The sequence below is a fragment of the Rahnella selenatireducens genome, from assembly GCF_046449555.1.
GTDB classification, from domain to species: Bacteria; Pseudomonadota; Gammaproteobacteria; order Enterobacterales; family Enterobacteriaceae; genus Rahnella; species Rahnella selenatireducens.
The window spans coordinates 27,943-50,768 of the sequence record NZ_JBKEZJ010000008.1 but is presented as its reverse complement, the minus strand read 5'-3'; the positions used below and the strand labels follow the sequence as shown (position 1 = coordinate 50,768).

Annotated in this window: 20 protein-coding genes; 9 read left to right on the top strand and 11 right to left on the bottom strand. The window is 52.9% G+C overall.

Going from position 1 to position 22,826, the window contains the following annotated elements:
- Positions 1-5 precede the first annotated feature (5 nt).
- A complete protein-coding gene (locus ACLBVC_RS14450; protein WP_410150204.1) occupies positions 6-902 on the top strand; it encodes a LysR family transcriptional regulator in 897 nt (298 codons plus the stop codon).
- Positions 903-935: 33 nt separating this feature from the next.
- Here ACLBVC_RS14450 and ACLBVC_RS14445 read toward each other — a convergent pair whose 3' ends face one another.
- A complete protein-coding gene (locus ACLBVC_RS14445) occupies positions 936-2,570 on the bottom strand; it encodes a phosphoethanolamine transferase (RefSeq protein WP_410150203.1) in 1,635 nt (544 codons plus the stop codon).
- A gap of 370 nt (positions 2,571-2,940) precedes the next feature.
- On the opposite strand from ACLBVC_RS14445, the gene lpxA reads away from it, so the two are divergent.
- Positions 2,941-3,729, top strand: a complete 789-nt coding sequence (gene lpxA / locus ACLBVC_RS14440; protein WP_410150202.1) for an acyl-ACP--UDP-N-acetylglucosamine O-acyltransferase — start codon at positions 2,941-2,943, stop codon at positions 3,727-3,729.
- Between the two features lie 12 nt (positions 3,730-3,741).
- Here the strand turns inward: lpxA and ACLBVC_RS14435 are convergent, their stop codons facing one another.
- The 4 genes from ACLBVC_RS14435 to ACLBVC_RS14420 all read right to left on the bottom strand — a co-directional run bounded on the left by ACLBVC_RS14435 (position 3,742) and on the right by ACLBVC_RS14420 (position 7,429).
- Complete coding sequence (locus ACLBVC_RS14435) at positions 3,742-4,758, bottom strand: DUF2891 domain-containing protein (RefSeq protein ID WP_410150201.1); 1,017 nt, start codon at positions 4,756-4,758, stop codon at positions 3,742-3,744.
- 12 nt (positions 4,759-4,770) lie between these two features.
- Positions 4,771-5,721, bottom strand: a complete 951-nt coding sequence (locus ACLBVC_RS14430; protein WP_410150200.1) for a DUF979 domain-containing protein — start codon at positions 5,719-5,721, stop codon at positions 4,771-4,773.
- Entirely contained in the window at positions 5,718-6,407 is a 690-nt protein-coding gene (locus ACLBVC_RS14425) for a DUF969 domain-containing protein (RefSeq protein WP_410150199.1), read from the bottom strand. The genes ACLBVC_RS14430 and ACLBVC_RS14425 overlap by 4 nt, the downstream gene beginning before the upstream one ends.
- Positions 6,408-6,769: 362 nt before the next feature.
- Entirely contained in the window at positions 6,770-7,429 is a 660-nt protein-coding gene (locus ACLBVC_RS14420) for an epoxyqueuosine reductase QueH (protein ID WP_410150198.1), read from the bottom strand.
- A 183-nt stretch (positions 7,430-7,612) separates the two neighbouring features.
- On the opposite strand from ACLBVC_RS14420, the gene ACLBVC_RS14415 reads away from it, so the two are divergent.
- From ACLBVC_RS14415 to dsrB, 6 genes are all read left to right on the top strand, one after another.
- Positions 7,613-8,623 carry an AI-2E family transporter gene (locus ACLBVC_RS14415; protein ID WP_410150197.1) on the top strand — a complete coding sequence of 337 codons (1,011 nt, stop codon included), beginning with the start codon at positions 7,613-7,615 and terminating at the stop codon, positions 8,621-8,623.
- A gap of 223 nt (positions 8,624-8,846) precedes the next feature.
- Positions 8,847-9,908 carry an NAD(P)-dependent alcohol dehydrogenase gene (locus tag ACLBVC_RS14410; protein ID WP_152326031.1) on the top strand — a complete coding sequence of 354 codons (1,062 nt, stop codon included), beginning with the start codon at positions 8,847-8,849 and terminating at the stop codon, positions 9,906-9,908.
- A 165-nt stretch (positions 9,909-10,073) separates the two neighbouring features.
- The gene (locus ACLBVC_RS14405; protein WP_152326032.1) at positions 10,074-10,412 is read left to right on the top strand and encodes a hypothetical protein; all 339 of its coding nucleotides are present in this window, start codon (positions 10,074-10,076) and stop codon (positions 10,410-10,412) included.
- A 154-nt stretch (positions 10,413-10,566) separates the two neighbouring features.
- Positions 10,567-11,442, top strand: a complete 876-nt coding sequence (locus ACLBVC_RS14400; RefSeq protein WP_410150196.1) for an ion transporter — start codon at positions 10,567-10,569, stop codon at positions 11,440-11,442.
- Positions 11,443-11,740: 298 nt separating this feature from the next.
- Entirely contained in the window at positions 11,741-11,950 is a 210-nt protein-coding gene (cspE, locus tag ACLBVC_RS14395) for a transcription antiterminator/RNA stability regulator CspE (RefSeq protein WP_013575246.1), read from the top strand.
- Between the two features lie 439 nt (positions 11,951-12,389).
- Positions 12,390-12,587: a protein DsrB gene (dsrB, locus tag ACLBVC_RS14390; protein ID WP_104921723.1), complete on the top strand. Its 198-nt coding sequence runs from the start codon at positions 12,390-12,392 to the stop codon at positions 12,585-12,587.
- A 97-nt stretch (positions 12,588-12,684) separates the two neighbouring features.
- On the opposite strand, the gene ACLBVC_RS14385 is transcribed toward dsrB, so the two are convergent.
- The 5 genes from ACLBVC_RS14385 to ACLBVC_RS14365 all read right to left on the bottom strand — a co-directional run bounded on the left by ACLBVC_RS14385 (position 12,685) and on the right by ACLBVC_RS14365 (position 20,016).
- A complete protein-coding gene (locus ACLBVC_RS14385) occupies positions 12,685-14,385 on the bottom strand; it encodes a methyl-accepting chemotaxis protein (RefSeq protein ID WP_410150195.1) in 1,701 nt (566 codons plus the stop codon).
- 244 nt (positions 14,386-14,629) lie between these two features.
- Positions 14,630-15,244 (bottom strand): transcriptional regulator RcsA, encoded by a 615-nt coding sequence (rcsA, locus tag ACLBVC_RS14380; RefSeq protein ID WP_410150194.1) that lies wholly within the window; start codon positions 15,242-15,244, stop codon positions 14,630-14,632.
- A gap of 391 nt (positions 15,245-15,635) precedes the next feature.
- Positions 15,636-16,826, bottom strand: a complete 1,191-nt coding sequence (locus tag ACLBVC_RS14375) for a glycoside hydrolase family 88 protein (protein WP_410150193.1) — start codon at positions 16,824-16,826, stop codon at positions 15,636-15,638.
- Positions 16,827-16,848: 22 nt separating this feature from the next.
- Positions 16,849-18,135 carry an oligosaccharide MFS transporter gene (locus ACLBVC_RS14370; protein ID WP_410150192.1) on the bottom strand — a complete coding sequence of 429 codons (1,287 nt, stop codon included), beginning with the start codon at positions 18,133-18,135 and terminating at the stop codon, positions 16,849-16,851.
- Between the two features lie 42 nt (positions 18,136-18,177).
- Positions 18,178-20,016 carry a DUF2264 domain-containing protein gene (locus ACLBVC_RS14365; RefSeq protein WP_410150191.1) on the bottom strand — a complete coding sequence of 613 codons (1,839 nt, stop codon included), beginning with the start codon at positions 20,014-20,016 and terminating at the stop codon, positions 18,178-18,180.
- A 261-nt stretch (positions 20,017-20,277) separates the two neighbouring features.
- Here ACLBVC_RS14365 and ACLBVC_RS14360 point away from each other — a divergent pair, with 261 nt between their 5' ends.
- The gene (locus ACLBVC_RS14360; protein WP_410150190.1) at positions 20,278-21,129 is read left to right on the top strand and encodes an AraC family transcriptional regulator; all 852 of its coding nucleotides are present in this window, start codon (positions 20,278-20,280) and stop codon (positions 21,127-21,129) included.
- A 27-nt stretch (positions 21,130-21,156) separates the two neighbouring features.
- On the opposite strand, the gene ACLBVC_RS14355 is transcribed toward ACLBVC_RS14360, so the two are convergent.
- Entirely contained in the window at positions 21,157-22,581 is a 1,425-nt protein-coding gene (locus ACLBVC_RS14355; protein ID WP_410150189.1) for a pyridoxal phosphate-dependent decarboxylase family protein, read from the bottom strand.
- Positions 22,582-22,826: the final 245 nt, after the last annotated feature.

Sequence of the window (22,826 nt, the reverse complement as noted above, 5' to 3'; positions counted from 1 at the left end):
TTTTCATGACACTTCCACGGACAACCCTCGAGCAATGGGTGGTTTTACAGACGGTTATCGAGCAGGGAAGTTATGCTCAGGCGGCGCTGGTGCTCAACCGCAGCCAGTCATCGGTCAGTTACGCACTGAGCGGTTTGCAGGAACGCCTCGGGCTGTCGCTGCTGGAAATCCACGGACGTAAGGCGGTGCTGACCGAACAGGGGCGCGCGCTGCTGGTTCAGGCCAGCCCGCTGATTACGGCGTTTTTGCAACTGGAGCATCGCGCCGCCGGTTTGAAAGACGGCGTGCGAACGGAACTCAGTCTGGTGGTGGACAGCGTATTTCCTAAAAACCGGCTTTTTCGCGCCCTGAAAGCGTTTCAGCAGCAGTTCCCGGACACCCGCGTGCATCTGACAGAGATCCTGCGCGGAGAAAGTATTGCGCAGCTTAATGAGCGGTCGGCAGATTTGTACATCACCACGCTGGCGCCGGAGAATGCAATCCACGGGCGCTTTTTGCTGGATGTCGATTTTGTGCCGGTAGCGAAAAGCGATCATGCGTTGCTGCAACTTCCCGTTCCCCTGACGGCGCAGGATCTGGCACGCTTTCCGCTGATCAGCGTCGCGGACCGGCATATGCCTCGCACCGATAATCACTCTTCCGGGACGATTGCGAACTGGACATTTACCACCGTTGGCGCGGCGATGGAGGCGATTGCGGTGGGCGTCGGATATGGCTGGCTGCCGCTGGAGAGTGTGCAAAGTGCGCTGGATAGCGGGCAACTGAGTCGTCTGGCGTTATCGGCCAGAACGGTGCGGCAAACGGCGTTGTATATGGTACTGGATAATGAGTCGGAGCGGTTTGATCAGACCGTCAGCGCGCTGGCTAAAAGCATTGTGGCGGAATGTGGTTTGCTGCCCTGAAGCAGGCAGCAAACCCTCAGGTTAGAACGAAATTCAGGCGTGCGGGGCTTTACAGGCTGCAAGAATATCCAGCTGCGGGTCACGTTCAATGGTTTGCACGTTCATGACGCTGAGCACGGTGTGGAACAGATTATCCTGCGACACATCATCTTTCGCTGCACTGGCTTTCAGGCATTGCAGATCGATGCCCTGCGCTTTGGTATAACCCTCTGACAGCCAGAACAGCATCGGAACGTGCGTCTGCTCGGCAGGTGCCACGCTGTATGGCGTGCCGTGCAGATACAAACCGTTTTCACCCAGCGATTCGCCGTGATCGGAAAGATAAATCACCGCCACGTTGTACTTATCCTGATACTGCTTCGCCTTTTCAATCACCTGAGATACCAGATAATCGGTGTAGAGCAGGGTGTTATCGTAGGTATTCACCAGCTGTTCCTGCGAACAGTTTTCGATATCGCTGCGCTCGCAATCGGGCATGAACTTGCGGAATTCCGGCGGATAGCGTCTGTAATACGTCGGGCCATGGCTGCCAATCAGGTGCAGCGCAATCAGCGTATTTTTACCGTCCGGGCGGATGTCGTCGTCAATATTCTGCATCAGCGCCATGTCGTAACAGGTATCGCCATCGCAATATTTGCCGTCTTTTTTGGTGTCGATAATGACGTTCGGCACGCGGTCACACACGCCTTTACAGCCTTCGTCGTTGTCTTTCCAGAAAACGGAAACGCCCGATTTATGAAGAATATCCAGCAACCCTTCGCTGTTACGCGCGCGGTTAGCGTCGTAGTTGGTGCGTTTCATGTTAGAGAACATGCACGGAACGGAAATCGCCGTTGCCGTCCCGCAGGACGTCATTTTGTTGAAATACACCACATCCGGGATGGCCTGCGTGTACTGATTGGTCGGTTTGACATAACCGTTTGACGACTGATTTTGCGCGCGGGCGGTTTCGCCCACAATCAGGAACACCAGATTGGGTTTCTGTCCCGGCTGCAGCACCAGTTTTGCGTCGTTGCCCAGCGTCTGGAACGGCACTTTTGGCGTGAAATAACGGTGATTCATGTACTGGAAGGCGCTGTACAGGTAATTGGTCGGCACGATTTCCAGATTCAGCGTGCGGTTGTTACGGCCTACCGAGGCGTAATCTTTGTAGAACACACCGGCAATGGACGCGACCACCAGCAGGGAAATCACCATGGATACCAGACGTACGCCCAGACGGCGCAACACGGTTTTTTCATAGGTGACCGGCGTTAAAAAAAGCAGGAGTGCGGGGAGGATGCCGGTGAAGACAAACCACAGCACCACTTTCAAATTCAGGTAAGAAGTCGCTTCGGCAGACTGGGTATCCAGAATGTTTTCGATCATGCCGCGGTCAAACACCACCTGATAGGTCATCATCGCGAAACTGGCCAGCGCACTGACCGGCAGCACAATGATAAAGAAAGGCTTAAGCAGCGGGCGGAAACTGAACGGCGTGAACACAAAGTTCAGCGCGGCAAAAAGCACCACCGGAATGGTTAGCGCGAACAAAAGATTGTAGGCAGGCAACGCATGAAGGATTCGGTAAAAGTGCAATAAAATCGGTAGGTTAACGACAAACGTAAAATACAGGGTTAAAAGCAAGGTCAGCTTAAAATAGCTGATCTTAGGCAATAAATAGCGCAATGAAAACTCCCAACTTGCTGAGGTCGCGGGCGTTAATGTGATTGAAACATAACGTGCGGAAATGATTTTGCGCGAATCATATAACTGCAAGCTTAAGAAAGCCTTAATGCTGCTGTAACAAAATACTGATCCTTTCCTTGCCGTTTACATTTATAGAAAAGGTTCAGAAAATAAATAAAATATAGTTGGCAGGGTTAGCGGCCTGAAACCCTTATGCTGTGCGGCATGGCGAAGCGTGTGACTAAAAAAAAACCGTTCCGTTTAAACCTTTCTGAGTGCATTTCTCCGCTCATTTTGACCTTCCCCTCTGATTAATCCCGACAGGTTTAATTCACCACTGGTAGCCCCGGCTATCAGAAGGATGTATGCGTTGATTTCATCTTCGGCCTCCATTGCGGCCAGCAGTATCATTGAACCCGGTGTCGTTATCGGCCCGCAGGTGGTTATCGGGCCTTTTTGTTTTATTTCCGCCGGTGTTCACATCGGTGAAGGGACGCAAATTGCCTCCCACGTCGTGATTAACGGTGACACCCGCATCGGGCGTAACAACATGATAGGAATGGAATCTTCGATCGGAGAAGTCAGTCAGGATCTGAAGTATGCCGGTGAGGCCACCGGTCTTGAAATCGGCGACGACAACCGGATTGGTCGTCACGCAACGATTCACCGCGGCACCGCGCAGGGCGGCGGTTTCACGCGGATTGGCAACCGGAATATTTTCGACGGCGGCGTGCATATCGGGCATGACTGTCAGGTGGGTAACGACACGTTTATCGGCGAAAACAGCGGGCTGGCAGGGCATGTCACCTTGGGCGACGAAGCGCGGATCGACGCCATGTGCGCCGTGCATCAGTTCTGTATTGTGGGTGCGGTCGCACGGCTTTTGCAAAGTACCTGCGTGGTGCAGGATGTGCCGCCTTACGTGCTTGCCGCTGGCAACCGCGCTGTGCCGCAGGGCATTAATGAACAGGCGGCAGCATTTATCGGCGGCGATGTGATGCAGCAGAAGGTGATCAGGCATTTGTACGATTTGCTGTATCACCAGCAGGCGGCGGCAGAAGAAGTGAAAGTGGAAATTCAACGTCTGAGCGCTGAATTTCCTTTGCTGTGCAGCTTTAATGAGTTTTTCACCCGTTCAGCGCGCGGCATTATCCGCTGAACGGGTGAACCGTCAGGCTTCGAGTGCTAAAAGCGCAAAAGTCGCCAGCCAGTGTTCGCCCATATAAGTACTGTCGAGATGATTCAGCGCGCTGTGTAGATGGGCTTCTGCGGTCTGACGCAGCAGCGCCGCACGCGGATCGCACGTCGGTAATGCCGACGCAAGGGAACGCTGGCACCAGGCGCGGCTGAGGTTCAGCCCGTCCAGATGGCCGATTTTCCCGTCGCTGCGGTCGGTAACCGTAGCCGGAATGAACAGCGTTGCAGGCTGGCTGTGTGCTAAGTCCGGCAGGAACCGCCCGAACCATGTCACAAACGCATCGCCCGGTAACACGCGGCGCATCAGTTCTGCTTCCATTAGCGACGGAGAAAGAAACTCATCGCCGCCCGGTTCCCACGCCTGGCAATGGACATCTTCCAGATGCCAGCGCAGCGCCGTTTCCTCTATCAGTTCCGCCAGTTTGTGATGCTTCACGCTGCGGGCATAACTAAGCGTCAGTGCCAGCGCAAAGGCGGTATTGAAGTGACTGCCGACGCGCAGCGGATAGGTGGCTTTCGGCAGGAAATCCGCAAAACTTTTCTCAAAGAACCGGCTCATCGGTGCCAGCGTTTTTGCCCATTGCGCCGCCTGCGGCAACGCCATTTCGTGCAACTGCTGCGTCAGCGCCAGGAACCATGCCCAGCCGTAAGGCCGTTCAAATCCGGCGTGCTGCGCCTGGCGCAGATAGGCCATTTCACCAGCCACATTTTCGTCGGTGAAATGCGCGCTGATCACGGCGGTAATCGCGCCTGCTTCCGGTAAATCCGGGAAGCGATCCAACAAACGCAGCAGCAGCCAGTAACCGTGAACGCAGGAATGCCAGTCGTAGCTGCCATAGAAAATCGGGTGCAGCTGGCGCGGTGTCTGCGCATCGGCGGCGCTGCTCATGGCGTGCATCAGTTTATTCGGAAACTCACGCGTCAAATGATTCAGCGCCAGCGAGGCAAAGCGCGACGCCATTTCCGGCGTCAGTGAAGTTGTCATCGTCATCTCATTTCCTTATCAGAAGCGGAACACAAACAAGTACATGAACGCGGTGTTAACCAGCAGCAGTAAAACGCCGGTTTTCCACTGCGCCTTGATCACGCCGTTTTTATCCTGCAATTCGAGCAACGCCGCAGGCACGATATTGAAGTTGGCCGCCATCGGTGTCATCAGCGTACCGCAGAAGCCGGACAACATGCCGATGGCGCCCATAATGGCCGGATTGCCGCCGAGCTGATTGACGATAAGCGGCAGGCCGATACCGGCAGTCATCACCGGGAATGCCGCAAAGCCGTTGCCCATAATCATGGTGAACAACGCCATGCCGAAGGTATACGCCACCACAATTGCCAGCGGTGAGCCGAGCGGAATAATATTTTTGACCAGCTCCGACACCACGCCACCGACGCCTGCCAGCGCAAACAGCGCGCCGAGTGCGGCCAGCATCTGCGGCAGAATGGCTGCCCAGCCGACGGTATCCATCGTCTGACCGCCCGCTTTAATGGCTTTAACCGGCGAATCGCGCAGCATCACCAGCGCGACGATAAACGCCACCAGTGTGCCGATCACCAGTGAAATCAGCGTGACGTTTTTGGCTTCCACCAGCGGCGTGTATTTCAGCGTCAGCGTGCCAATCAGCGTCACAATCGGAATGAGCAGGGCAGGTATAAACAGCTTATTACCGAAACGCTTTGCACCGGCTTCGCGTTTTTCCACCTGCTCCGGCTGTTCGCTGTCAGTTTTACCTTTGCCCAGCTTGCCGGTTCCGGCGATCACAGCCAGCAGAATAGCCATACAGCCGGTTACGAAATGCGGTAACTCGCCGCCAAACAGGAACGTGATGCCGTAAACGCCCCAGAACAGCGCGTTGACATAGCGGCGTGCATTGCTTTTATCTCGCAGGTTAAAGAAGGCATAAGCGCAGAACATCAGCCCGGCAAGGATGTACACGGTTTGCAAAGTGATCATTTCGCGGCACTCCCGTGTTGTGTATTAAAGCGTTTTGCCAGCGAGCGGTCGAGCAGCCAGAGCCGGATAAAGTGGATAATCAGCGCCGCAATGGCGGTTGGGATCGCCCACACGGAAAGGTGCAGTGGTTCGACGTTAATGCCGTACTGCTCCAGAAAACCTTTAATCAGCAGGATGGACTGCACGGCGATAAAGATATCCTCACCAAAAAACACCGCGACGTTATCGGCAGCGGCAGCGTGTGCGCGGATCTTCTGACGTACATCGTTAGGCAAATCGCCGTATTTGGTTGTGGCGGCGGCTTCGGCCATCGGCGCAATCAGCGGACGCACCATCTGCGCGTGTCCGCCCAGAGAGTTCAGCCCCAGTGCGGCAGTCATCTGACGCAGGAAAAAGTACAGCATCAGCACGCGGCCGGTGGTCGCCGCATGCACTTTGGAAATCAGGTGTCTGGCCTGTTCTTTCAGCCCGCTGCGTTCAAGCAGGGCGATGACCGGCAATGTCAGCCAGATCAGGCCCATATAACGGTTATCGGTGAACGCTTTTCCGAAAGCACTGATAATCTCGACGGTTTGCATACCGCCCGCCAGCCCGGTGGAAATACCCGCCACGGTGACCACTAATAATGGATTGAACCGCAGCGCAAAACCCAGCACGACGATCGGAATGCCAATTAAAACCCACATGATTTGTCCCTCAATAATGTTGTGTTTGCTTTATTTTTTTGGTGAATATCGGCGTTAAAAATACGCAGGTAATGACTGCGTGTAATAAGTTAGTGCTAATTAGCATAAAAATGCGTGAGGCGGAAAGTAACAAGCGTTAACAGTGAACGCAAGATGCAAACCAAAAGGGTGTCATAGGAAATTATTCTATTACTCAGAGGCTTTGTTACCGGACAAAATAAACCACTGGCTGGCGATTTATTTCCGGAGAATCTGATGGGGCGTGGCGGAAAATATCAGAATAATTAACCCGGCGATTTAGCCGGGTATAATGAAAACAAACGACAGAAAACGGGTAAGCGAGAAGGGGGAATAAACGGGGTTTATTCGTCGTCTTCGTCACCGTAATATTTGACGCCGAGTTTGATCAGCCCGCGGCCCAGGGATTTTCGGTGTAAGTTGCTGTCGCGCAAGGAGTAAACACATCCGCAATATTCCTGCTGATAAAAGCGTTCACGTTTGCTGATTTCAATCATGCGCGAGGAACCGCCTTTTTTACGCCAGTTGTAATCCCAGTAAACCATGCCCGGATAAGGCGCGACGGCGCGCTCACCGCTGCCGGTAATTTGTTTCATATCTTTCCAGCGTGAAATACCGAGACAACTGGTCATTGCGCTAAAACCATGTTCCCAGGCGTACAGCGCCGTGCGTTCGAAACGCATATCGAAACACATTGTGCAGCGCACGCCGCGCTCAGGTTCATTTTCCATGCCTTTCGCGCGCGCAAACCAATTATCCGTGTCGTAATCGGCATCGATAAACGGGATCCCGTGCTGCTCTGCAAACCGCATATTTTCTTCCTTGCGCAGCAGATATTCTTTTTGCGGGTGAATATTCGGATTGTAGAAGAAAATCGTGTAGTCGATCCCCGACGCCTGAATGGCTTCCATCACTTCTCCCGAGCACGGCGCACAGCAGGAGTGCAGCAATAATTTATCGTGCCCTTTCGGAAGTTCGAGTTTTTCACGGAGTAATTCAGACATACTGTTCACCAGATTCTAAGATTTTCTTTATGTAATGTTCATCGGGGATAATAGAAGATCCTGCCGGACTGTCAAAAATTAGTTAACTGTTTAAGTTTGTGGCGGATTGTGCTTTCCAGTTCGGTGCTATGATGTGATTCATCAGGGTTATGACCGGTACTCAAAGGATTAAGGATGCAGGCAATGCAAATAGTGAGATCGAATCAGATTCGCTGGCTCAGTGTATTCATTGTGATGGGCGGGCTTTTATTGGTTCTTCCTCTTCATTTACTGGCATGTTTTATCGCCGGTTTTTTGGTGTATGAACTGGTTAACGGACTGACGCCTTATTTTCAGAAAATCATCAGCGGCGAACGGGCGCGCTGGGTGGTGGTGGCGTTTATCAGCACGGTGGTGGTGAGTTTCCTGACCATTGCTGTCGCGGGACTGGCCGATTTTCTGATGGAAGATATGAAGAATCCGGTGGCGTTTAACGCGATGGTGTCGCGGCTGCTGACGGATGCGCAAAGCCGCTTATCGCCGGTGCTACTGCATTACCTTCCGGCTAATATCGAAGAGTTGCAGCGCAGTTTCCTGCAATGGCTGCGTGAACATATCGTGATGATTCAGACCTTCGGTAAAAACGCCGCGCACGTTTTCGTCACTATGCTGATCGGGATGATCCTCGGCGCGATCATTTCACTTAAGCACCACACGCAGGGCGAACACCATGCGCCGCTGAAAAAAGAACTGCTTCAGCGCGTACGTTTACTGAGTGACGCATTCCGAAATGTGGTGTTTGCGCAATTCCAGATTTCCATGATTAATACCGTGCTTTCTGCCGTTTTCCTGTTCGGGATTTTGCCGCTGTTCGGCATTCATCTGCCGCTGGCGAAAACGCTGGTCGTCGTGACCTTTGTCTGCGGTTTGCTGCCGGTGGTGGGGAACCTGATTTCGAATACGTTGATTTTTATCGTCGGGCTTTCGCTGTCCCTGTGGGTCGGGGCGCTGGTGCTGGCGTATCTCATCATCATCCATAAAGTGGAGTACTTCCTGAATGCGCGGATTGTCGGCGGCCGTATCAAGGCGAAATCCTGGGAAGTGTTGCTGGCAATGCTGGTGTTCGAAGCCGCATTTGGCATCCCCGGCGTGGTCGCGGCTCCTATCTATTACGCCTATCTGAAAAGCGAACTGAAAGACGCAGGCCTGATCTGATCTTGCTTTAATGTGACGCCACTATCACGGGGCGTCGCTGTTTTTCCTTTTTCTTCCTCTCTGCACAACATCTCCGCACATCCGCCAAAAATCCTGAAAAAAACAGATTCAGGCAAGTAATGGCGAGAATCGTTATACCTGTCTTTCATCTTAAGGGAGCATACTTTCGCGGTGCCAGTTTCTGCTGGCATGCCGTATTCCGTTAGCCTTTCAGGAGAAAAAAATGACTCTTAACGTTCGTGGTTTCGCTGCACTTTCAGCGGATGCGCCTCTTGCGCCTCATAATTTTGTTCGCCGTGACCCGCGTGATACCGACGTTGTTGTCGACATTCTGTATTGCGGCGTCTGCCATTCAGATATCCATCAGGCCCGCAATGAATGGCATCAAAGCATTTATCCGATGGTTCCGGGGCACGAGATTATCGGCCGCGTGAAGCAGGTAGGCGCGAAAGTAACCGGCTTCAAAGTCGGTGATACCGTCGGTGTCGGTTGTATGGTCGATTCTTGTCAGCACTGTGAATCCTGCGCGGAAAGCCTGGAACAGTACTGTGAAGAAGGCGCTACCATGACCTATAACAGCCATGATCGTCATGACAACATGATGACTTACGGCGGTTATTCCGAGCAAATCGTGGTTTCAGAAAAATTTGTTCTGCGCGTTTCTGAAAAACTGGACATCAAATCTGCCGCACCGCTGCTGTGCGCCGGTATCACGACGTACTCTCCGCTGATGCACTGGAAAGTCGGTAAAGGCCATAAAGTGGCCGTCGTGGGACTGGGCGGTCTGGGCCACATGGGCCTGAAATTTGCCAAAGCGCTGGGCGCAGACGTCACCCTCTTCACGCGTTCTAAAGGCAAAGAGCAGGAAGCGTACCGTCTGGGCGCAGACCACGTTGTGCTGTCTACCGATGAAGAACAAATGGCTGCGGTGAAAAGTCACTTTGACTTCATTCTTGATACCGTGCCGAATCCACATGATCTGAACCCGTATCTGGATACCCTGAAACGCGACGGTACACATATTCTGGTTGGCTTGATTGAGCCAATCGAACCTGCGCTGCACAGCGGTAAACTGGTCATGGGGCGCAAAACCGTTGCGGGTTCGTTGATCGGCGGCATCGCAGAAACTCAGGAAATGCTGGATTTCTGTGCTGAACACGACATTTCCTGTGATGTTGAAATGATCGACATGCAGGACATCAATGGCGCTTACGAACGTATGCTGAAAAGCGACGTGAAATACCGCTTTGTTGTTGACATGGCTTCACTGAAAAACGCCGGATAATCAGCCATCTGATTAAATAGCGACCTGATGCGCCTGTCTTTATGTACATTGCGAACAGCGGGGCGGGCGCATTGTGACGAAATTTACTCTTTACGCATTTCTGTGGCTTCTCGGCTTGAGATCGCGGTGGTATCCTGCTGCCTTTCGCCGGGCGAAGGAAAACCAGTGGCTAAGAGTTTTGATGAACTCATCAGAGACATGGATCTGATGATTGAACATGTGGACAGGCTGAAAAACTTGCCACCACGGGCAGCTCAACCAACAGCTGCTGACAAACCTGCGTACGATTCTTTCGGTGAGATTTTCGCCCTGAAAGCCGTGATGCGGGCCTTTATCTCTTCGGTCGACACCATTGTTAAAGTGCAGATTGCGAAGAAAGTTGAGCAGGATATCGGCCATCTGGAAAGCACAGTGCGATCCATTGGTGGCGGCAGCGCCGACGCAGAAGACGTCGCGCAGATTACGGCTTACGTCCGCAATGCCGTCTCTGAGCTGATGGATTAATATTCCGGAGCAGCGCATTACGTTTCAATAAACGCCGGTCACACCACGTCTTACAAGACATTGTGTGACCGGCGTTTTTTTTGGCACGGGCTGCGATAGGCGGCACGGCAAAAAGCGTTTATTCTTCAGGATATCTTCATTGCTGGTGCTGACTATGTCACAGGACTTTCGTTTTCTGGCTTCCCCACGGCGCAGATGTTACGCGCTTTTATTTGAGCACCGTACCCGCAGCGGCCGCCGGATGGAAACGTTCTGGATTGTGGCGTCGCTGCTCAGCGTTTTTATTCTGTTCTTCGAATCCAGCGCCACCGATTTATTCCCCAATACGCCCAACATTCTCTGGCGGTTCGGTTTGGCCGAAGCGGCCTTTACCGCGCTGTTCACCGTGGAATACGTTCTGCGGGTGTTTTCATCGCCGCGAAAAATGCGTTATCCGCTGAGCTTTTTCGGCATTATCGATCTGCTGACTATATTGCCGATGTACATCATCTGGCTGATCCCGTCCTTTGGTACCGCAACGGATTTGATTGTGCTGATACGGTTGCTGAGGATTTTACGCGTCCTGCGCGTGCTGAAACTGCTGCGGTATATGAGCGATGCCGGGATTTTGTGGCGCAGCCTGATGCGGGCAAAACGCAAATTGGGTATCTTTTTTGGCTTTGTGGCGATTATCTTGTGTTTGTTTGGCGGCCTGATGTTTGCCGCTGAAGGCGGGAAGGACGGATTTACCTCGCTCGGTGCCTCCGTTTACTGGGCGGTAGTGACGCTGACCACGGTGGGGTATGGCGATATTACGCCGCATACGGCAATAGGCAGAATGCTGGCGTCGGTACTTATCCTGCTGGGGTATTCCATCATTGCCGTACCGACCGGGATTTTAACGGCTTATATGTCACAAGAGTTGGAAAAAGGGCGTGCCGCCCGTTCTTGTCAGACTTGTCTGCATTCAGGCCATGAAATTGATGCAAAATTTTGTGCGCATTGCGGCGCGGTTCTGTCATCAGAAATTTCTCAACCTATTGAAAAATAGCCCGTTAATTGTATGCGAATTGTACTGCATGGTACATAAATTGGCTGATTTTGGACTTTCCCCACGCATTGCATTAAAAAGAGTTGCTATTAAAGGGCAGTCATGAGTAAATACGTACCGGCCTGTGGTACAGACCTATTTATGCACGACATCCTGAGTAAAGTTGTTCCAATTTAAAGCGTTATCCATGATAACCCTGCTCTGACGAATTTCCTTCTTAGTGCCTCCATAAGTAACGACTGAAATCCGGCTATAACATGCCCATGGTGGCGAAATTTATTTTTAAAAGGTAATTCCTATGTCAATGATGAAAGGTCAGGTTAAGTGGTTTAACGAGTCTAAAGGCTTTGGCTTCATCACTCCTGCTGACGGCAGCAAAGATGTGTTCGTACACTTCTCCGCTATCCAGGATCAAGGTTTCAAGACCCTGGCTGAAGGCCAGAACGTACAGTTCACTATCGAGAACGGTGCTAAAGGTCCGTCTGCGGCTAACGTTACCGCTATCTAATCTTGCTTTCTCGCTGTTTCAGCGATAATTGCAAAGATGACAAAAACCCGCATGCGCGGGTTTTTTTACGTCTGTTGATTATGAAAATCCCTGTTTATGAATGCCTGCTGCTTGTGAAAAACACATCAGAAACCCGCCAAACCTTCCCGCATCCTCTCCATCTTCGATAAGAATTCCCGAATTGCAGGCAAAAAAATGCCCGCACAGAGGCGGGCAAAAAATATTTCTTATGACATTCATTATGTACTCCCTCGGGGGTGAGCACGCTGGCAGTATAGAAGAAATGAAAGTCAGGATTCTGGCATCAAAATGTTAAGGAAATGCAAATTAGTAACGCAGAGTCATTTTCACATTTTCAGCCCGACTTTCTGCATGCGCTGTGCCTTTGTGAGGCGGTCTGTACTACAATAAAGATAATTGAAAACCATGGGATAACCTGATGAAAGTTAATGATCTTGTGACAGTGAAAACCGACGGCGGCCCGCGTCGCGAAGGTAAAGTGCTAGCCGTAGAGGAATTTTACGAAGGCGTCATGTATCTGGTGTCGCTGGAAGATTATCCGGCAGGAATATGGTTCTTCAATGAAGGCGATACAAAAGACGGCACGTTCGTCGAACCGCGCGAAGGCACGGAGTAAATCGCGTATCTGCACGAATTCTGAACAAAAAAATACCGGTAGCAAATGTACCGGTTTTTTTTTGTCTTAAAACCGTGCTAACCGGCGTGATGACGCATCAGAATGTTTTCCAGTTAGGCTCTTTGTTCACGTTTTTCGACGCGCCGGCAGAAGGGGATGTGAGCGCGCGCGTTGGTGGCTGGCGCTTTGCAGATGAACTCTGCGTATGCCCATCGAGGCGGAACACGGCCACGGCCTGCGTCAGGCGCGCGGCCTGTTCTTCCAGTGAGGCGGCCGCAGCCGACGCTTCCTGCACGAGCGAGGCGTTCTGCTGGGTCACGCCGTCCATTTCTGAAACTGCCTGGCTCACCTGACTAATCCCGCGGCTTTGCTCATCAGACGCCGATGCGATTTCGCCCATAATGTCGGTCACATGGCTGACGGCGGTCACGATTTCGGACATTGTATCCCCGGCATCACCGACCAGAATGCAGCCTTCGCCGACGTAATCCACCGACTCTTCAATCAGTACTTCGATTTCTTTTGCTGCCTGTGCGCTGCGCTGTGCGAGGTTACGCACTTCGCTGGCGACTACGGCAAAACCGCGACCTTGTTCGCCTGCGCGCGCAGCTTCGACGGCAGCGTTAAGCGCCAGAATATTAGTCTGGAACGCAATACTGTTAATCACCGTGGTGATTTCGGCGATTTTAGACGAGCTGCGCGAAATTTTATCCATGGTCGTTACGACGTCCGCCACGATATTGCCGCCTTTCTGCGCTTTATTCGAGGCATCTGCCGCCAGTTTGCTGGCATGGTGGGCGTTTTCAGAGTTCTGTTTCACCGTTGCGGTCAGTTGTTCCATGCTGGCTGCTGTTTCTTCCAGCGCAGCGGCCTGCTGTTCGGTGCGTGAAGAAAGATCCGTGTTGCCCGATGCAATTTCTGTGGAGCCCTGATAAATTGACACCGCCCCTTCGCGCACCGTCCTGACCGTTGAGGACAGGGAACTTTGCATCTGTTCGACATTACTGCTCAGCACGCCGATTTCATTGCGACCGTGGCTGTCTGCTGGCTGGGTCAGGTCACCTTCAGAAATTTTCTGAATGCGCAAAACCAGACGGTTCAGCGGATTGATGATGACTTTGCGCATCACCAGATACGTGATGAACGTCAGCACCAGCGCAATAATAAACCCGCCGCCCATCAGCATATAACCGAGCACAGCATTGCGCTGTGCCTTATCGTTAATCGCATTAGCCGTTTCCGTGCGGTACGCAATCGCCGCCAGTAGCGGAACATTGTTGGCCAGATCCAGCCCGCGCACGGTTTCCGCTTCCTGCGAAATCACTTCTTCAAAATGTGCCTGCCGGGCGGATTCCAGCATGGGTGTCATGCCCTGTGTCAGATAGGCGTTGTAGGCTTTTTTCAGCGGTTCATCCAGCGCCATATCTTTGTCTGTTTTATTTGGGCGGTTGATATAGCTGTCAAAACTCGACTGCGATTGCTTAATCCGGCTGGCCGCATCCGTCAGATTCTGTTTGAAGACGTCCTGATCGCCGATACGGGCTGCGGCCGCGGCCTGAATCAGTAACAGTCGTGCGGTGCGCAAATGGTTGGAGCTGTTCGACAGCGCCAGGCGGATCTGTAATTCCTGCGTGGCATTCGCCAGCGCCGCATTACTCTGCTTTAAGAAAAAACTGGATGAACCGATGGACAGGGCAAACAGAAAGAGGATCCCGGTGAGGATCAGGCTGATTAGGGTGATAAGTCGAATGTTGCTGATAAAGGAGGTGCGCGTTGTAGAGAATGTAGGAGTATCCATTTTATTTTGTTCCGCTCAATTGATCCTGCATACCGCCTGTTCCCGGCGGTGATTAACAGCGATAAAGGCATTGCCGCGGGGCAAGTCCGGCCGTGACGAAATGAAAACGCCATGTAAAGGACATCGGCATTTCGTGGCAAGGATTCAATTTATATATGAGAGCTGGATCTCATTTCGGAGTTTTACAGGCTACTACAGGCGAAGCGCACGCTCAGCCTGTAGCCAGAACCAGAGGTGGGAAATGTTAATTCGCGTAGAGTCCTTTATTGAGCTGGTCGCACAAACGGACAACGTGATAAATAATATGTTTGTTCGGTGATTTAATCTTCCGTTTAATATTTCCTTTATATGAAGACACCGTTTTGGTTTTGATTTGTAATTTATCGGATATTTCCATCGTCCCGTTGCCTGACATCCACATTCTTAGCATGGCAGATTCAGAGCGGCTGAGAATAACAGGCCGGATATCCAGTACAGCGCAGCTGGCCGGGTTTTGCGCCTGCGGGAGTGAAGGATGATTTAACAGCTGTTTGAGGGTTTCTGCCTTAATGGATTTCGAGGTGATAATGACGTTTTTACGAACAAAAATATATTCTTCAAAATGAATACGCGTGCGGGACATAAAAATAAAAAACAGCGTGTCCGGATACCCGGTAATCAGTGCGCCCAGACGTTCTTTACTGTCCGGGTGCGAAGACATGCAATCCTCATTAATGAATACCACTGAGGGATTGAGTTTTGCACATTCTGCCTGAAGTTGATCAAAGTTATCGACGTCAGTGATCTGTCGTTCGCTGGTGAGAAATTGTTGCAGGCCAAGACGTGTATACCTGCAGGGATCCAAGATTATCGTTTGCATGGTGAGTCCTCATAGGACGTCCTTGTTCTGCATAATGATTGGATGCGGTAGTGTAAGCACAAACTTTAAATACAGCGTGCTGAATCTACTTTTTGCATGAAAAACGTCAGTGTGGAAGCCTTATTTTCTGAGGACTAACGGGCGCAGGTGCTTAGATTAATTTGGTTTATGTCACATTTAACTTTGATACTGATCAAATGAATCTGGCTAATTAAGACTATTCCTAATGGATGTAATGACATACAAGGAATGCCTGTTTATCGGTGGTGTTACTGTAACAGCATTGAACTGTTCGCATGAAAATGATGATCTGCATTACCCTTTAAAATAATTCACGAATGAAAAATGGCAATAAAACCAGACGCAGCGTGTAAACACTGCGCCTGAACCCTTACCAGTAAGATTGCCAGCACTGCGTCAGGCGCGTCAGTGCTTCAACGTAAAAATAATCCCCCCAGCTGCAACATTCATCCACGCCTTTTCCGCTGCCCATGTGATAGACAGAATGCTTAAGCAACCCGTCACAATCTTCCTGAACACCCGCCAGATAACGCTCCGTCAGGGAATCCATAATGCGCAGCGCCATCTCCTCATAGCAGGCGCGCTTATCGTCGGTAGCGGGCAGGGTGACCGCCAGTTCAAGCAATCCGCAAACCGCAATTGCCGCCGCTGAACTGTCGCGTACGGCATCGGTGCCCAGCAGCGCCAGATCCCAGTGACACACATCGTCTTCCGGGAGACGATTGAGGAAATAATGCGCCAGACGTCGTGACAGCTCGACCTGCTCCGCATCGCCGGTGTAGCGGTAACTGAGCAGGAATCCGTAAATCCCCCACGCTTGCCCGCGTGACCAGCAGGAATCGTCGGAATAACCCTGATGTGTATTGCCGAAACGCGGCTCGCCGGTCGTCGTGTCCATATAAAACGTGTGATAGGTTGAGGCATCCGGGCGAACGATATACTTCGCCGCCTGTTCCGCATGCACCCGCGCCGCGTCGGCAAAGCGCGGTTGACCGGTTTGTTCACTGGCCCAGTACAGCAGCGGCAGATTCATATTGCAGTCAATAATCATGCGCCCGGCCTGTTCCGGATCGTTCAGATCTCCCCAGGCCTGAATAATTTTGGCTCGTGTGTTGAAACGCTCCATCAGCGCTTCAGCAGCCAGCAGCGCAAAACCGCGCGCCTGACGGTTACCGGTCAGCTTAAAAGCGCTCACACACGAAAGGCTGTAAAGAAATCCGAGATCGTGCGTTGCGGTATCAATCCGGTTGGCGATACGGTTGCCGAAAGACGTCACCTGTTTTTCGGCCGCCGCACGATAACGGTCATCGCCGGTCATTTCCCACGCCAGCCACAGTTGTCCGGTCCAGAAACTGGTGGTCCATTCCACATTGTCGGTCAGCGGATAATGGCCTTTCTCGCAGTTTTCCGCCGGGAACTTGTCGCCAAATTTTTCCAGATTGCGCGAGATTTTGCTGAGCACCAACTCGCGTGCGCGCTGCATTTTTTGCGCGAAGGCAATCCGGTCCAGCTGGTTAAGTTCTACAGGGCGTAACTTTTCATTAGCGATGTTCAGTGTCATCAGTGCTTCCTTTTTAACGTGTTCAGCGTTTTAACGGTGCCAGTTCAGGACTGTTTTCAAGTGTTTCAACAGGGGCCGTTGAGCCGTTACGCAGGCTCTGGCAGGCGGATAACGTAAAGGCGGAGATCAGCGTAAAGCACAGTGCGATGCCGCCCATAAACAGATAGGTGTGTTCGAATCCGATGCGGTCATAGAAATAGCCGGCAGGCGGGGCGACGACGATGGAACCGACGTAAATCATCGCCTGATAGCCGAGCAGGTACATGGTGGCGTTCACGCGCTTGCTGAAATGCTCGGCGATGTATTTGAAAACCGACACCAGCAGCAGCGCGATTTCCAGCCCGTAAAAGGGTTTGATAATGGAAATCAGCAGCGGATCGCTGGTCAGTCCGGAGGCGATCAGGCGCAGCCCGACCAGCACGCCAACCAGCAGCAGGCTCTTTTTGGCACCGAAATAGTTCACCAGGAACGGGATCACCATCATCATCAGAAACTCAAGCCCGGATTGCACGGTGCTCAGATAGCCGTACCACGCGTTGCCTTGCTCTTTGGTATCGAAGAAGGTGACGAAGTAGCGCGAGAACTGTTGTTCGGCAACAAACATCATCCACGCAACCCCAGCGACATACAGCGAAAACATCCAGAACTTACGATTTTTCAGCAATAAAATCACATCACTGAACATGATTTTTTGCTGGGAAATCACATCGTTGTCTTTAAGTTCTTCATCACCAATTTTCAGCGATAACAGCACCACCAGCATCACCAGCGACGTCGCGCTGCTCAGGCCAAAATTCCAGGCCGGAGACAGGTTAAACAGCACGCCGGAAAATGAGGCGGCGAGCGCCCAGCCGAGTGATCCCCACATCCGCACCTGGCCGAACTCCATGTGATACAGTCGGCTGAAGCGGTCGGCGTAGGATTCCGATGCTGCCACACCGGCATACCAGCCGAGGCTCAGATACAGCGCGCCGACAATAATCCCGGCCATCAGGTGGCTTTCGAGCAGCGGCTGATATACGAAGATAAAGAAGGGCGCCATCAGAGCCGACACCAACACAACAAAATAGAGCAGGGATTTGCTCATGCCGATCTTATCCATGATGTAGCCGTAGACCGGTTTCATGATCACCGCGAATACGCCGTTGACCGCGAAGACCGTGCCGATGGCGACGCTGTCCAGCCCGGCTTTCTGGCCGAGCCATAAGGCGTAAAGCCCGAAGCTGGAAGACCAGGTGAAAAAGTAGAGAAATATAAAGCCACTCATTTTGTAATACGCCGACTTACTGGCGGTTTTTATCGCTTTCATAATGACTCCTGAAGACAGTTCTGACGGTACCGATCGCAGGTCTTAACGCAGCGTGATTTCCCCGCTGTGGCCCGGAGAGTGCCAGCGCAATTCTTGTCCTTCGCGTATCACTTCCGGCACACCTTGCGCGCAGATATCCTGCGTGGCAGAGGCACAAACGGCGGTGATCAGCCAGTGTGAACCGGCGGTAAGCGCGCCGGTAAGCAGCGGAATTGAGGCGGTTTCGGCAAACATAATGCTGCTGTTTGGCGGGGTAATGACGGCGGCGGCGGAACGTGATATGCCGTCGTCGAGACAGACAATCCGGCTGATGCCGTTGCGGGCGGTGACGGTGACGGCGCGTTTGTCCGCGGTAATCTCCGTGCCCGTCTCCGGTTCCTGAATCACCGCAAAACCGCCTTCCGCTGATGTCAGAGGTCGCAGGTTTTCGACATGGTGAACGCGCAGATGCCAGTCGCCGCACGGGATAAGCCAGGTTTGCACTGTCACGTCGTGCCACGGCAGCCAGCGGGAATAAATCATCGATTCCGTGATGCGTGCTTCGGCGCATTCGCGGCGGCCACGGAAATACCCGTCATCTTCCGAAAACATCAGCAGGGAATCGCAACCGGCGTGATTGAGCCCGTAGCGGCCACGGTCGATCGTAAAACCGAACTGGCTTGAGTAGGCGAATTTGGTGTATTTGGCTTCGGTATTGACGAAGTTGTTCAGTTCGATTTGCCCGGAAGTCAGCATCACCACATGCTGGCCCTTTGTGTCGCGCGTCAGGATCTGGCTGGCGTGAGGAATAGCGTGTGTGGCGGGGATTTCAGGCAGTGGTGCTTCCTGCGCCTGCCAGAATGCGTCGTCCTGCGGCAGCGCCAGCACCAGAAACAGCTTGCACGCCCAGTACGGCGAACCCGGCGCGTTGTAGTCTTCCGCCATCGCCAGATTGGGTGCGTGATAGCCAATACTGAGCACGCCGTCGCGGTCGAAAATCGGCTCTTTCAACCAGTGCCGCAAATGACGCAAAATCAGCCCTTTGATGATGCCCGGTGTGAATACGGCCAGCTTGCTGTAGGCGGCGGCGCTCCAGAACGCGGCTTCGGCAAACCGGTACGTCAGGCTGCGGCCAAACGGCACGGCGGCACCGCTGGCGGAGAACATCGTGATGAAATCCTGCGCAAACTGCTGTGCGCGTTCCCTGAGCACGGCGGCGCGCGGGGCGTCCACGTCGGCCATATTCTGTGCGTAAATCAGGCCGTAATAATGAAACGCCATCGAAATATAGTAATCGCGCGGGCGCCCCGGTCCGTCGGAATACCAGCCGTCGCCGAGGTAATAGGTTTCCATCAGCGCAAAGCGTGCGGCAACTGCGGATTTGTCCCACGGGATTCCGGCTTGTTTGAAGCCCATCTGCACCATAACCGGGAAGAAATTCCAGTTGTTATTGGGGATTACGGCGTCGCGTCCCAGATTCAGCCAGTCGGCCAGATTTTGCTGCTCCTGCGTTGAAAAATGGTTCAGCAAGCGTTTATCCAGCAGGGCCAGCCCGACGCCAAACGCTGCCATTTCTACGCAACGCTGATCGAAATCGCGAATGTTTCCCCAGTATTGTGGATGCTGCGGGTCAGTACCGAACCGGATCGCATTAATGTAAAACGGCAAATCCGGGCATTCACCGCCACCGGCCAGCAGCGGAAAAATCCCCCACAGCATGCGTGACAGCGCTTCCATTTTGGCAATCTCTTTACCGTAATGTGTGGTGGTATTGCCGAGGTCGATTCCACTTTTGCCTTCTTCGGTGTAGGGCGAAACGGCGGCCAGCAGATCGTTTAGCAGATGTTGTACATCGTCGCGGGTACGCAGCGGATTGCCGGTATTTATTTTTCTAAGCGTCATAAACGGACTCCCGGTGACATGATGGATACCAGAAAATAAGGGTTTATTAATTTGAAATATTATTTCAGTTCTCTGTGTCGCGAGTGAAATATAGAGAACTCGCGATCTCTGATTGTTACGTGCTTCACAGAATGCGGTGATTTTTGAAATTGTGATTATTAAATTGACGGTAAAACGGCTTAAATTATAAAAAGCAGACGAAAAATTGTGTTTTGTTGTCCCGGCATAAATCCGGTGTTAAATAACGCAAGGAACCCCGCAATGGCGGCATCCGATTATCTTGAACGTATTGCCCTTACCGATCGTCAGGTTTCTTTTAACCGGATGAACCGCGGCAGCGCCAATTATTTTCACTGGCACCAGTGTCTGGAATTACTCTTTGTCAGCCAGGGTTACGGCATCGTCATTGTCGATAACCAGCAATACACGTTGCGACCGGGGCGGTTATTTGTTTTCCCGCCTTTTAAACTGCATAAAGTGTTTGTCGAAGCGGATACGAAAAATGCCTATCTGCGCACCACCATGCATCTCGACCACGTTCTGCTTGACGGCTGCCTGCAATCTTTTCCGCAACGGCGGGCACGGTTTGCCAGTTTGTGGGACGCCGACCGCGCCGCGCACATTTACGATCTCACCGAACACGCCAGCCATATTGAAGTGATCCTCGAGCAGTTCCATTGTCTGCCGGAAAGCCGACAGCATCAGTGGGAAGAGATCGCCATGCTGGTTTTGCAGCTGATGGCGTTTATGCCTGCGGAAGATGCGTTACCGAAAACGGTCAGCCGCACCACGGCGTCAAAAGTGATGCAGTGGATTGAGGAAAACTACGTGCAGAAATTCTCGCTGGCGGAACTGTCTGCGGCGATTGGTTTATCGGAAAGTTATATTTCGCGTGTGTTTGGCGAGGAAACCGGGGGATCCATTCAGGATTATCTGGCGACGCGGCGGGTGAAACGCGCCTGCGAACTGCTGCGTTCAACTGACCGTTCCATCGAGGCCATTGGCCTGCAATGCGGGTTTTCCGACGCGCCGTATTTCATTACGCGGTTTAAAAAGATGATAGGAAAAACGCCGCTGCAATATCGCAAGGCGGCGTTTTCGTTACTGACCTGACCGGGATAACCTGAAAAGTACTGCGGATCAGATCTCCGCGTAGCAGGCTTTCATGGAATTCACGGCCAGCTCAACATCCGCTTCTTCAGTCATCCAGTTTACCAGCGCGGCGCGTATGCCCGGCTTGCCGTTCAGCGAGGTTGACGTACAGCGCACCACACCCGCGTTATCCAGCCGTTGCTGGAATCGGTTGCGCTTCGCCAGCGCTTCCGGCGTGCCGTCGGCACCTTCCAGCGCAAAACACACCACGTTGAGATTAACCGGTGCGAGCAGCGTAAAGCCCGGCGTCGCGGCAAGTTTCTCGCCCAGCAAATGCGCCAGCCCGACGTTGCGCTCCACCACTTCCGCCAGCCCGTCGCGGCCGTAGGCTTTCAGCGCCATCCACACCGGCAACGCACGAAAACGCCGTGAGTTTTCCGGCGTCAGATGCAGGTAATTGTCCGGACGCACGCTGGGCAGAACGAGGTAGGCCGAATGGTTCTGAAAAACCTGAACCTGCAAGGCCAGATGACGTTCCTGAGTAAACTGAATCGCGCTGTCATACGGCACGTTCAGCCATTTATGGGCATCGACCGTAATTGAATCCGCGTCTTCCCAACCGGCCAGAAGCGGGGCATAACGCGCCGAGGCCGCCGCCACTCCGCCAAACGCGGCGTCAACGTGCAGCCAGAAACCATATTTCTCGCGCAGCCGGAGCAGGGCGGGCAAATCATCAAACGCGACCGTATTCACCGTTCCGGCGCTGGCGAGCACCATTGTCGGGCGATCAGGGTCGGCGGCCAGAATGTCTTCCAGCGCCGCCGGATCAATCGCTTCGCTGCCGGGTAGCGTTGCCACCGTCACCAGCGCGTCGCGCCCGATGCCTAGCATGCTCAGTGCTTTTACGCTGCTCGAATGCGCGGCGGCGGAAAGCACGCGGATAGGGCCCAGCGCCGCCAGCCCTTGCTGCGCGATATCCACGCCGCACTGCTGCCCCAGCCACTGGCGGGCAATGGCCATACTGACAAAATTCGCCATGGTCGCGCCGCTGACAAACGTGCCGCACAGCGCATCTGGCAGGCCGAATAACTGTTTGAGCTGATCAATAGTGGCCAGCTCGATGGCGGCGGAAACCGAATCAAAATTCAGCTGAGTGTTCTGATCCACGGTGCTGACTAGCCAGTCGGCGGCCAGGGACGCGGGGGTGCCGCCGCCGGTCACGAAACCGAAATAGCGCGGACCGGCGCTGGCGGACATTCCGCTGGCGTACCGGTTCCAGAAATGCGCAAGCGCGGCCTGCGCGCCGATGCCGCTTTCTGGCAACCGGTCGTCTCCGTCTTGAAGATTTTGCGCGCTGGCGGGCGGGCAGGTGGAACGCTCCGGAAGTGTTTCGAGGAAAGAAACCGCCGTGTCGCAGGCCTGCCGCAGGATTTCAGGCAGGGTGTCCAGATCGTGCTGAAGCAGTGGGTGCATAGAATTCCATTAAGGTTCAGATGATTAATACCATTCTTTAACTTACCCGATTACCCGGCTGCGGCAAATTGACATATTTTCACCTCGCTTATCCTGCTCGTTGAGTGACGTTGTCACTTTGGTAAGAAAGGGATTGTCCGGTAAATAACCTTTCTGTAACAGAATGCTCCTAAAATCAGGCACAATTTCTGCCCTAAAACGGGGCAGTGCTCGCCCTTTGAACACCGGTTGCCCAAATCACGCGC